This window comes from Marinitoga aeolica (genome assembly GCF_029910535.1).
Classification (GTDB): domain Bacteria; phylum Thermotogota; class Thermotogae; order Petrotogales; family Petrotogaceae; genus Marinitoga; species Marinitoga aeolica.
Genome location: NZ_CP069362.1, coordinates 713,285 through 724,799, shown reverse-complemented (window position 1 = coordinate 724,799; position 11,515 = coordinate 713,285). Strand labels below are relative to the sequence as shown.

Below are 11,515 nucleotides of genomic sequence, written 5' to 3'. Positions count from 1 at the left end.
CCCTCCTATGTTGTCTTTCTTTCAATAATAGTCACTTCAAATATTTTTTCTTCATTTTCTTTATTTTTATTTTTTATTCTTTCATATAACATTTCAAATGCTAATTTACCCATATAAAATTTGTCAATTGATACTGTTGTTATTTCAGCTATTTTTGATTCAATAGTATTATCAAATCCTATAATAGCTATTTCTTCTGGTATTTTTATATTTTTTTCCTTTAAAACCTGATAACAAGCAACTGCAAAAACATCATTATATGCAAATATTGCATCTATTTCTTTTATCCCATGTTTTTTTATATAATCATTAAAAGTATTATATGCATTTTCATAACCTTCATTTGATAATAATATATGTTCTTTTAAATTATATTCTTCTATTGCTTTTAAATAACCTTTGCACCTCATCTTAGAAGCATATTTATGTTCTGTTGCATTAAACATTAATATATTTTTTCTTCCTTTATTAATCAAATATTTAGTAGCTATATATCCTCCATTTTGATTATCTACTAATACTGAATCTAAATTATATCCATCTTTTGGATATTCTATTAAAACAGTAGGATAATTTAGATCACTTAGTAATTTTATATCCTCAAATTTATTTTGAGTTGTAGATACTATTAGTCCATCTACTCTTCTTTCAAGAAAAGTTTTTATAGCCATTTCTTCCAATTCATATTCTTTATCCGAATTCATAAATATAACTTGATATTTCTTTTCTCTTGCTGCATATTCAATTCCCTTTAATACTTCAATATAAAAAGGGTTTTGAGCATCAACAATTACAACTCCTACAGTATGTGTTTTACTGTATCTCAAAGAAGTAGCTGTTACATTTTTAAAATAATTCATTTCTTTAGCGATTTTTAATATTTTTTCTTTAGTTTCCTTATCAACATACTGCTTATTATTCAATGCTCTGGATACTGTATTAATAGAGTATCCAGAAGCATTTGCAATATCTTTTAAAGTAACAAATTTTTTTTTCATAATTCCACCTATTTAAAGTTTTCATCCTCAATTTTTTTAATTTCATTTAATGCATTTTTCAAAAATTCTTGTCTATCTTCAGGAAATCCTTCAGTAAAAGAAGCGTTTAACCAATTATCAACCATATCAAATGCTTGTATAGGAGCTATTAACCATCCTCCAATAGTCAAAATATTAGCATTATTAATTACTTTAGCCATTTTTGCAGGGAAAGAACTTTCAACAACAGCTGCATATACACCTTTAAATTTATTTGCAACTATTGCCATTCCCATACCCGTACCGCAACATAGTATTCCTCTTTCATATTCACCTGATGAAACTTTTGATGCTACAATCTTAGCTGATTCAAAATATGCTCTTTTTTCTTCATGTTCATACATTCCAACATCCTCAACTTCATATCCTTTTTCTATTAAATGATTTTTTATAGCCTCTTTTAAAGTAAAACCGGATTTGTCTGAACCTATGATAATTTTTTTCATAATTTTACCTCCTCAACTATCTTTTTATATATACTATCAGCATCAATACCATATTTTTTCATTAAAAAATCACTTTTTCCAACCTCACCATAATGATCTTTAATACCCATTCTAATAACTTTAACTGGATAATTTTCAGATACAACTTCAGCTACAGCACTTCCCCAACCATTAATAATATTATGATTTTCTACTGTAATAATTTTATTAGTTTTTTTAGCTGCTTTAATAATAGTTTCACTATCTACAGGCTTTAATGTATGCATATTTAACACTTTTACACTAATACCTTCATTTTCAGCTTTTTCAACTGCTTTCATAACTTCAAATAAGCAAATTCCAGATGTTATTATAGTTATATCTTCACCATCTTTAACTTCATGTATTTTTCCTAATTTAAAATCTACATTTTCATCAAAAAAGGCATTTTTCGATTTTCTATCTAATCTAATGTATACTGGTCCATCATGTTCTATTATTTGTGGTAATAATTTTCTTAATTGATATATATCAACAGGCTCAACAATTGTCATCTTTGGTAAATTTCTCATTATTCCTGCATCCTCAAAACTCATATGTGTTTGTCCGTTTAACTCTGCAGTAACTCCTGGATCGGATCCTACAATTTTTACAGGCAAATATGCTAATCCTACAGAAATAGCTATTTGGTCATATACCCTTCTTGTTGAAAAAGGGGTGAATGTATGGGTAAATGGTATTTTCCCCATATTTGCTAAACCTGCTGCTATACCTATCATATTAGCTTCTGCTACTCCAACATCTATGTATCTTTCTGGATATGCATCCTTAAATATATTAGTTTTATGAGCTTTCATTAAATCAGCATCTAAAACCATTATATTGTTATTATCTTTCGCTATTTTAACTAATTCTTCAACATATAATTCTCTCAATTCTTTATCTAAAGTCATATTCTTTCACCTCATTTCTCAATAACTCTAAAGCTTTTTCCATTTCTTCTTTGGTTAAAGGCATATTATGAGAACTCAATTTATTTTCTGCAAAGTATGCACCTTTACCTTTAATTGTATTTAATATAATAACAGATGTTTTATCCTTTTTATCTTTTGCTATTTTTATAGCTTCATCTATTTCTTCAACATCATGCCCGTTTATGGATTGCACATGCCAATTAAATGATTCCCATTTTTCTACCAAAGGTTCAATACTATTAATTTCATCTGTTTTTCCATCTATTTGCATTTTATTATAATCTACAAAAGCTATTAAATTATCTAATTTTCTATTTCCGCCATACATTGCAGCTTCCCAAATTTGTCCTTCTTGAATTTCTCCATCTCCCATAATACAATATACATAATTGTCTTTTTTATCTAATTTTAAAGCTATTGCCATACCAATAGCTGCAGATAATCCTTGTCCTAATGATCCACTTGTCATATCAATCCCAGGAGTTACTAATCTATCACAATGACTAGGCAATTTTGTATTTGGTTGATTTAATGTATATAACCATTCCTCAGGTATATATCCTATATCTGCAAAAACAGAATATAATGCAGGACCTGCATGACCTTTTGAAAGTACCAATCTATCTCTTTCTTCCCAATTAGGTTCTCCTTCTTTTATCTTCATTTCTGAATAGTATAGTACAGCTAAAACCTCTGCTAATGACATGCTTCCTCCTACGTGTCCAACTCCCAAAGTACCTATAGCTTTAATAATATTTTGTCTTATTAAATTAGCTTTTTTCATTAAAAATATTTTCTTTTCTTTATTCAAGATATTCACCATCCTTATTAATATATATCTTTAAGTAAATTCATTAATTTTTCTTTATCAATTTTTATAGGTGTGAGTTCTATTATATTTGCTTTTAATGATATATCTGCTATTTCCTCTAAATTATTTACACCATAATCCCTAAGTTTAAAACTATATCCGGATTTTTCTATCATCTTTTTTATCCAGGAGCTTAATTCATTAATAGAGTTTAACTCTAAATAATTTATAATTTCTTCTAATGGATTTTCATTATTTACATATTCAATTAATTTATACAAAGATAATGCACAAGCTAATCCGTGTGGAATCTTATATATATTTGTTAAAGGAAAACTAATAGCATGTGCTGCAGTTGTTCGTGTTTGAGAAAAGGCTATTCCAGCCATCATACTAGCTTCTGACATTACATCTCTTGCTTTTTTATCTCCATCAATAGATTTTTCGAGATTTTCAAATATTAATTTCATTGTTTTCAAGGCTATTGATTTACTTATATTTTGTGTTGATAATGCCCAATAAGACTCAATTGCATGTGTAAAAGCATCTAACCCTGTTGATCCTGTAACATTTTTAGGCATTGAATAAGTTAATGTGGGATCAACTATAGATATATCTGGCCAAAAACTATCTGTTACCAAAGGCTTTTTTAGATTATTACTAAATGTATATACTCCTACATTAGTTACTTCGCTACCAGTTCCTGAAGTAGTTGGTATTGCAATTAATTTGGTTTTTCTCTTTAGTTCTTTTGGATTTTCAATATCCTCTTCTAAACATGATATAGCTTTAGCCGTGTCTATAGAACTTCCTCCACCTAACGCAATTATTGTTTTAATATTGTTTTCTAGAGCAAATTTAACTCCATTGTTTATAACATATGTAGGCGGATTTGGTTCTACTTCATCAAATACAAAAACATTATCTAGAATTTCTTTTAATCTATCTATATATCCAAGATTATATGCAAATTTTTCACACACAATCATAATATTATTTTCAAGATTCATGTTTTTTAATTCTTCTAATTTGTTTTTACCAATAATTACCTTTGTAGGCATATAAAATTGATAATTCATGATTTTACTCCTTTCTGTTTTAATATAATGATAAATCCTCCAAATAATATTAAAAATATTCCTATTATTTGTACAAAAATCATTTTTTCATTTAAAAATAGTGTTCCTATAATGGTTACAAAAACAGGTGTAAATAATAGGAATGTTCTTACTATCCATATTGGAAATTTGTGTAAATTATAATAATACAAAATATATATCAAAAATTGGCATATCCCTGCTAATAATAGAAATATAGTACCTTTAAACTCAAAAAAACGATCTGAAAATTTATATGAAATAAAAATAAAAAATAACATAGCAAAAAAATTATTATAAAATGCAATGATCATGTTTTTTATCTTATACTTTTTCTGAACATATTTTATTAAAAATGCATTTAAAGATATAAATAATGCACTAAGAATAAAAAATATATCTCCAAAATTAAATGATAAATTCGCAAAATCAACATTTAAAACTAATAGAATTCCTAATATCATTGATATTGATCCAAATAAATCAAAGGATGTAAACCGAACTCCTAAAAACAATGAAATAATATCTGTAAAAAAGATGTCTGATTTTAAAAGCAATGAACCATTTGAAGCTGTTGAGTAATTTAATCCTAAAAATGCAAATATATCTAATAAAAATCCTAAAAAACCAATTAAAAATAATTCCTTAAAGGCAATTTTAATAATTTTTAATTCTTTAATTCTTTTCCTAAAAAATAATATGAAACTCAATATAATGAATACTAAAACTCTAATGAATATGCCTACTGTAAAAACATCTGCATATTGAACAGCTATTTTATTAAATATATAATACATTCCCCAAACAAAAGATAATAAAAGTAAATAACTATATTTCATTATCCTTTTACACCACCAGCTGTTAAACCTTTAATTATAAATCTTTGTAGAGATAATGTGATAATAAATGCTGGTATAAGCATTAATGTTCCAGCTGCTGATAGTTGTCCCCATTGAGGAGCATATTGTCCCATAAATGCATTTACTGAAATAGGTGCTGTCCTAGCTTGTGTATTGGTTAAAATAAGTGCGTATAAAAACTCATTCCAAGACATAATAAATGAAAATACCATTGCAACCACTAAGCCTGGAGCTACCAATGGAATAAATATTGACCAAAACAATCTTTTTTCCGAACACCCATCTACTCTTGCTGCTTCTTCAAATTCTCTAGGAATTGATGCAAAAAATGGTAATAATAACCAAATAATATATGGAACATTAAAACTTATATATGCTAAAACCAAAGAAAAAACATTATCTAGCATATTTAAATTTCTAAACATTAAATATAGTGGAATAGATAATGATATTTGCGGAATCATTCTAGATGTTAAAAAGGAATAGGCAATAGCCGTTTTCCCTCTAAATTTATACCTCGTAATAGCATAAGATGCCATTGCTCCTGCTAAAACAGAAAAGGATGAAGATATTAAAGCTACTATTAAACTATTCTTTAAACTATTTAAAAACATATAGTCAGTTAAAACGCTTTTGTAACTTTGCAAAGAAAATTTAAATGAAAAAGGATTTGATGTAAAAATATCAATATCTCTTTTAAAACCATTAGAAATAACTACAAAAATAGGAAATAATTCAATTATAACAACTAAAAAAGCTAAGAAAACTAAAAATTTATGTTTTAATCTTTTATTCTTCATGCCTTATCACCATCTATCTCAATATTTCCTCTTACTAATATAATGGTCAAAATTAATGTGACAACAATTAATATAATTGACATTGCAGATGCATAACCAATATTAAAATATTCAAATGCTTGCTTATTAATATACAATGATAATAACAATGTGGAATTACCTGGTCCTCCTCCCGTCATTACATATACTTCAGAGAAAATTCTTAATGCGTCTATAGTTCTTAATAATATTGCAGTTATAATAGTTGGTTTTAAATATGGAATAATAATATAAAAAACTCTTTGCCAAAATCCAGCTCCATCTATAGTAGCAGCTTCTTCAAATTCTTTTGGCATACCACTAATCCCTGCATATAATATAATGAACATAAACGGCCACATTCTCCATATATCTTGTAAGATTACTGCTGTATATGCAGTTCCTGGATAGGCTAACCATGCTATTTGTTTAAATCCCAATAAACTCAATATATAGTTTATTGTTCCATATTCTGGCTGTAGCATAAAACTCCAAGTTAACCCAGATAAAACCGGTAAAATGAAAACTGGTAATAATAATAATGATCTTAAAACTCCAGCTCCTTTGAATTTTCTATTCATCAATATAGAAACAAAAAAACCTATGATTAATTCAATTGGTATAGCTATAAATATAAATCCTATTTGTAATAGAAATGATTTCCAAAATTGTGGATCATTAAATACTGAAACATAGTTTTTAAAAAAGATAAAAACTCTGTTTGCTTCATTCATTAAATTCCATTCAAAAAAAGATAATCCCAAAGCATATGCAATTGGAAAAACAAGAACTGCTGTTACAGAAATTAAAGCTGGAGCTAAAAAGAAAAGAGGAAAATTTCCTCTTTTCTTTTTATTTTTACTACTTAACAACATTTAATAACTCCTGAATCATCTTATTTACAGCCATTTCTGGTGACATAGTTCCTGTAACAGCAGCAATCCAATTTGTTTTAATAACATTTGATACTTCAGCATAATTTTCAATTCTTGGTCTGCTTGTAGCATATTTCATAGAATCAAATATACCTTCAAACCAAGGATGTGTAGATTGAAATTCAGAATCTTTTAATAAATCAACTCTAGCGGGTGTCATACCAACTTTAACTAATTCTTTTCCTGCTTCATATGAAGACCACCAGTATGCAAATTCAGCAGCAGCTTCCTTATTCTTTGAAGCTTTTGGAATACCTAATACCCATGCACCTCTTACAGCAGCTCTTTGATATTTACCTGCTGGAGGAGCAGAATAAATAATTTTTCCTGCAACTATTGATTTGTTTGGATCTTCATGATCAGGAACTATAGCTGGCCATTGGAACATTGAGAATACTTTTCCTTGGTTAAATGCAGCTATTCTTTCTGAATGCCCATAATTATTAGCACCAACTGGAGCATATTCTAATAATTTTTTATACATATTAATAGCTTCTATAGCTCTTTCTTTATCCAATGAAACTACATATTTACCATTTACTAAATTAATAGGTATAGTTCCATACGCACTAAAGAAAAGCATAGCTTCACATGTAGCACCTTCTGATGTTTTTGTAAATGGTGCAAAACCATATATACCTTTTTTCTTTAAAAATTTAGCAATGTCTAATAATTGTTCGAATGTTTGTGGAACTGTTAAATCATAACCATACATTTCTTTAAATTCTTTTTGGTATTCTTTGTTTTCAATAATATCTCTTCTTGTCATCCATACATAAATATTTCCATTAATTGGCAATCCTACTATAACATCTTTCCATACTGCAGCATCAAAAACTTGTTTCATAATAACATTTAAATCAGGTTTTTTATACATATTCCCATTTGACCATTTGTCATATGGTTCTAATAAATCCCCTAAACTAGGAACATATGGTTCATCAACTGCTACAATATCATATTGTGTATTTTTTGAAGAAACACCAACTGCGATTTTTTGTAGAACACTTCCAGAAGGAACTAATTCCATAATAACCTTAATACCCGTTTCTTTTTCAAAATCTTTAAGTTTTGACTGAACAGCTCTTGTTAACGCATCATCCCAAACTAACACTTTAATAGTTGTAGCTGCAAAAGATGAAATAATGAATAATGAAACTAATAATACCAACAATGCTTTTTTCATGTTTATCCCCCTCTAATAGATTTTTGGTAACGATATCTGATAACGTTACCAGAACCAGTATATCATATTGTAATTTATTATACAAATTAAAGTAAATATAACTATAGTTAATTATATAAATTTATAACCATTTATTAATAAAAATCTAATTTATTACTTGATTTTTAAGATTAATTTAAAAGTAATGTTTTGTTTAACCAATAAAAACATTATTAATTCACATTTTATGATTTACATAAAATTGGCTTAAATTATATATATTCAGTAATAATTCCAAATATTTTAAATTCACTATGTTTTTAATGTAACTATTACAACTGATATAATTCAATAAAAAAGGAGGTTTTAGAATGAGCTATGATTATATTATAGAAAATTATGATAAAAACAAATGTTTCTCTAGTTTCTTACCTGGAATAGCAGGAAAAAACGGTATTCCAATGTGGGTATTCTATGTAAACAGAGGTCAATGTATAGCTAGTTTTGGAATAGAAAATAAAAATAACGCTATAATGGAATTTAAACCCGCTGATCAAAGTTATACTGCTACACCATTAAAAGGATTTAGAACATTTATTAAAATCGATGGTGAATATTATGAGCCTTTCTCAGAATTAAATGACGCGAAAAGAGAAATGAGAATCAAGAAAAATTCATTAGAGATTGTTGAAGAAAGTAAGGATTTAACTATAAGAGTAATATATTTTACTATTCCTAATGATAATTATGCTGCATTAGTAAGAAGAGTAGAAATTGATAATAAAAACAAGAAGAATTTAGAAATAGTTGATGGAATGCCTGAAGTTTTACCATATGGCATATCAAATGCATTATTTAAAGATATGGGTTTTACCGCAAGAGCTTGGATGCAAGTTTCTAACTATGAAAATAAAGTTCCTTTCTATAGTGTTAGAACTGCTGTTGGAGATTTAGAAGTAGTTGAAGAAGTTACTAATGGCTATTTCTATTTTGCATCATATAATGATGAATTATTGGATGTAATATATGATAAAAATATTTTGTTTGGAAATAAAACTGGCATAGTTGAAGCTTATGAGTTTAAAAATAATTCATTAGAGGATATACTATCTAAAAAACAATATGACGAAAACAATTTACCTAGTGCATTTTGTGCTTTAAAAGATAACTCAGAAAAAATTATTATTAACAGTATGATAGGATTTTCTCATACTAGAGAATATATTAATGAAAACATAAACAATATAAAAACAAATGAATATATTGTGGAAAAAATGAAAGAGGCTGATGAGGTAGTAAATGAAATTGTTTCTGATATTTATACAAAAACAAATAATGAATTATTTAATAAATATTGTGAACAAAACTATTTAGACAATATTTCAAGAGGCGGTTATCCAGTATTATTTAATGATAATAAGATTGTCTATCATATATATTCAAGAAAACATGGTGATTTAGAAAGAGATTATAATTTCTTCTCATTAGAAGCAAATAAATATTCTCAAGGAAATGGTAATTTCAGAGATGTGTTGCAAAATAGAAGAAATGATATTATTTTTAAACCAGAAATTGATGATTTCAATTTAAAGATGTTTATTAATTTAATACAAGCAGATGGTAATAATCCATTAGTTGTTAAAGGGACTGTATTTAAATATAACGGCAATTATGATAATTTAGATGAAAAATTAGCTGATTATTTAAAAAATAATTATTTCACTCCCGGACAGTTATTAACCTTTGTTGAAAATAACGGAATAAACGTAGAAGATGATTTTATAGAAAATATCCTTAAAGATTCTATACAATTAGAACAAGCAGAATTTGGTGAAGGTTATTGGATTGATCACTGGACATATATAATGGATTTAGTAGAAACTTATTATGAAATATATCCGGATAAAATAATTGATAAATTATTTAATGAAAGAAAATTCAAAATATTTGATTCACATGCATTTATAAAACCTAGAAGTGAAAAGTATAAGATTTATAAGGGAAAGGTTATGCAAATTGCTGCAATTGGTGAATCAGAAGAAAAAGCAGAAATAATTAGAAAAAGAGGTCATAATTATTTAGTTGATAAAGATGATAATATATATAACGCTACAATGTTTGAAAAATTACTATTATTAGCAGTAAATAAATTTTCTACATTGGATCCATATGGATTGGGACTTGAAATGGAAGCAAATAAACCAGGTTGGAATGATGCATTAAATGGACTTCCTGGAATATTTGGTTCTGGTATGAGTGAAACATTTGAATTAAAAAGATTACTTTTATTCTTAAAAGAATATTGTGTAAAAGATGTAGAGGTTTTTGAAGAGTTAAAAGAGTTTATTGATAACATAAATTATGAATTAGATAATTTCAAAGATCAATTTACATATTGGAATAATATTTATTCTCATAAGGAAGATTATAGGAAAAAAGTATTTTTCAAAATCGGTGAAAGAGTTAATATTTCAAAAGAGTATTTATTAGGCTTCATTAATAAAATGATTAATAAATTAGATGATGGAATTAAAAAAGCTAAAGAAATTGGAAAAGGTGTATATCCTTCCTTCTTTACATATGATTTAATAGAATACGAAGAAAAAGATGGGGTTATTCTACCAAAAAGATTTGAAGTAAATGTTCTTCCATACTTCTTAGAAGGAATTGTTAGATCATTTAAGGTAATCGATGATAATGAAAGAAAAGAATTATATAAATTTGTAAAAGAATCAAATATCTATGACAAAAAATTAAAAATGTATAAAACATCAGAAAGTATTATGGATCAACCATATAGTATTGGAAGATTAAGAGCATTTACTCCAGGTTGGTTAGAAAATGAATCTATATTTATGCATATGGAATTTAAATATTTACTTGAAATATTAAAAGCAAACATGTTAGAAGAATTCTATGATGACATTAAAACTATGTTGCCTCCATATATGAAATATGAAGTATATGGAAGAAGTTTATTAGAAAACTCTTCATTTATTGTAAGTAGTGCAAATAAGAATGAAAATCTTCATGGACAAGGTTTCAGCGCTAGATTAAGTGGTTCTACAGCAGAATTTTTAAGTATGTGGAAATTAATGTTTATTGGTAATAAATTATTTAAAATGGAAAATAATGAATTAACTTTCACTTTTGAACCAAAATTAAATTATGAATTTTATGATAATGGTGAAGTTGAATTTAAATTATTCTCAAAAACATTAGTTAAATATATTAATAACAATAATTCTAAAGAAATCAAAAAAATGGAAGTATTTATAGGAGATAATAAATTTGAAATCACTGGAAATAAGTTAAAAGGAGAATTAGCATATAAATTAAGAAGCAAAGAAATAGATAAAATAATTTGTTATTTTGAATAAGCCCTTCACGGGC

The 11,515-nt window shown here is 26.7% G+C and carries 10 protein-coding genes; 1 reads left to right on the top strand and 9 read right to left on the bottom strand.

The annotated features are described in order from the left end of the window. Positions 1 to 5: 5 nt before the first annotated feature. From JRV97_RS03455 to JRV97_RS03415, 9 genes are read right to left on the bottom strand one after another with little or no spacing between them, the layout of a single operon-like run. Positions 6 to 998, bottom strand: a complete 993-nt coding sequence (locus tag JRV97_RS03455) for a LacI family DNA-binding transcriptional regulator (protein ID WP_205098362.1) — start codon at positions 996 to 998, stop codon at positions 6 to 8. An 8-nt stretch (positions 999 to 1,006) separates the two neighbouring features. Then, positions 1,007 to 1,483 (bottom strand): RpiB/LacA/LacB family sugar-phosphate isomerase, encoded by a 477-nt coding sequence (locus JRV97_RS03450; protein ID WP_205098360.1) that lies wholly within the window; start codon positions 1,481 to 1,483, stop codon positions 1,007 to 1,009. Next, the gene (locus tag JRV97_RS03445; protein ID WP_281000197.1) at positions 1,480 to 2,415 is read right to left on the bottom strand and encodes a transketolase family protein; all 936 of its coding nucleotides are present in this window, start codon (positions 2,413 to 2,415) and stop codon (positions 1,480 to 1,482) included. Before JRV97_RS03445 ends, JRV97_RS03450 begins: the two co-directional genes overlap by 4 nt. Next, entirely contained in the window at positions 2,402 to 3,247 is an 846-nt protein-coding gene (locus tag JRV97_RS03440; protein WP_205100654.1) for a transketolase, read from the bottom strand. The genes JRV97_RS03445 and JRV97_RS03440 overlap by 14 nt, the downstream gene beginning before the upstream one ends. A gap of 17 nt (positions 3,248 to 3,264) precedes the next feature. After that, entirely contained in the window at positions 3,265 to 4,326 is a 1,062-nt protein-coding gene (locus tag JRV97_RS03435) for an iron-containing alcohol dehydrogenase (protein ID WP_205100652.1), read from the bottom strand. Continuing rightward, positions 4,323 to 5,183, bottom strand: a complete 861-nt coding sequence (locus JRV97_RS03430; RefSeq protein WP_205100650.1) for a DMT family transporter — start codon at positions 5,181 to 5,183, stop codon at positions 4,323 to 4,325. Before JRV97_RS03430 ends, JRV97_RS03435 begins: the two co-directional genes overlap by 4 nt. Then, positions 5,183 to 6,004 carry a carbohydrate ABC transporter permease gene (locus tag JRV97_RS03425; RefSeq protein ID WP_205100648.1) on the bottom strand — a complete coding sequence of 274 codons (822 nt, stop codon included), beginning with the start codon at positions 6,002 to 6,004 and terminating at the stop codon, positions 5,183 to 5,185. Before JRV97_RS03425 ends, JRV97_RS03430 begins: the two co-directional genes overlap by 1 nt. Beyond that, positions 6,001 to 6,897 carry a carbohydrate ABC transporter permease gene (locus JRV97_RS03420; protein ID WP_205100647.1) on the bottom strand — a complete coding sequence of 299 codons (897 nt, stop codon included), beginning with the start codon at positions 6,895 to 6,897 and terminating at the stop codon, positions 6,001 to 6,003. The genes JRV97_RS03425 and JRV97_RS03420 overlap by 4 nt, the downstream gene beginning before the upstream one ends. After that, entirely contained in the window at positions 6,884 to 8,143 is a 1,260-nt protein-coding gene (locus JRV97_RS03415) for an extracellular solute-binding protein (protein ID WP_281000195.1), read from the bottom strand. Before JRV97_RS03415 ends, JRV97_RS03420 begins: the two co-directional genes overlap by 14 nt. Positions 8,144 to 8,493: 350 nt before the next feature. Between JRV97_RS03415 and JRV97_RS03410 the strand changes: the two genes are divergently transcribed. After that, positions 8,494 to 11,502, top strand: a complete 3,009-nt coding sequence (locus JRV97_RS03410; RefSeq protein WP_281000194.1) for a hypothetical protein — start codon at positions 8,494 to 8,496, stop codon at positions 11,500 to 11,502. Positions 11,503 to 11,515 lie beyond the last annotated feature (13 nt).

Excerpts from the sequence above, each read along its gene's own strand:
- JRV97_RS03455 (WP_205098362.1), bottom strand. The coding sequence starts at position 998 with ATGAAAAAAAAATTTGTTACTTTAAAAGATATTGCAAATGCTTCTGGA.
- JRV97_RS03450 (WP_205098360.1), bottom strand. The coding sequence starts at position 1,483 with ATGAAAAAAATTATCATAGGTTCAGACAAATCCGGTTTTACTTTAAAA.
- JRV97_RS03445 (WP_281000197.1), bottom strand. The coding sequence starts at position 2,415 with ATGACTTTAGATAAAGAATTGAGAGAATTATATGTTGAAGAATTAGTT.
- JRV97_RS03435 (WP_205100652.1), bottom strand. The coding sequence starts at position 4,326 with ATGAATTATCAATTTTATATGCCTACAAAGGTAATTATTGGTAAAAAC.
- JRV97_RS03430 (WP_205100650.1), bottom strand. The coding sequence starts at position 5,183 with ATGAAATATAGTTATTTACTTTTATTATCTTTTGTTTGGGGAATGTAT.
- JRV97_RS03425 (WP_205100648.1), bottom strand. The coding sequence starts at position 6,004 with ATGAAGAATAAAAGATTAAAACATAAATTTTTAGTTTTCTTAGCTTTT.
- JRV97_RS03420 (WP_205100647.1), bottom strand. The coding sequence starts at position 6,897 with ATGTTGTTAAGTAGTAAAAATAAAAAGAAAAGAGGAAATTTTCCTCTT.
- JRV97_RS03415 (WP_281000195.1), bottom strand. The coding sequence starts at position 8,143 with ATGAAAAAAGCATTGTTGGTATTATTAGTTTCATTATTCATTATTTCA.
- JRV97_RS03410 (WP_281000194.1), top strand. The coding sequence starts at position 8,494 with ATGAGCTATGATTATATTATAGAAAATTATGATAAAAACAAATGTTTC.